This window comes from Staphylococcus sp. GDB9P120P (assembly GCF_017893435.1).
In the GTDB taxonomy this organism is placed as follows: domain Bacteria; phylum Bacillota; class Bacilli; order Staphylococcales; family Staphylococcaceae; genus Staphylococcus; species Staphylococcus cohnii.
The window spans coordinates 4,108-4,387 of the sequence record NZ_JAESNB010000006.1 but is presented as its reverse complement, the minus strand read 5'-3'; the positions used below and the strand labels follow the sequence as shown (position 1 = coordinate 4,387).

1 protein-coding gene is annotated in these 280 nt (G+C 34.6%); it reads right to left on the bottom strand.

The features are described from left to right. Positions 1-280: plasmid recombination protein (locus KA856_RS14105; protein ID WP_210138528.1), on the bottom strand; the 280-nt coding region annotated here is incomplete at both ends.

Below are 280 nucleotides of genomic sequence, written 5' to 3'. Positions count from 1 at the left end.
ACGCTCATATTCTTGCTTATGATATTCTGTTTTTTGCTTATATCGGTTTACCTGATCATGTTTAGCATTTGTAACTTGTCTTGATTGTCCTCGGTCCAAATCATACCCACGTTGATTAACATATTCGTTAAATCTATCTTGAAACTCTGTTAACGCCTTTTTATTCCCTACAACTTCTTTTGCACTTAATCTACCGTCATCAGTGATAGGGACAACACCATAATGCATATGTGGGGTTTTTTCGTCCATGTGAACTGTTGCATATAATAAATTATCTTTA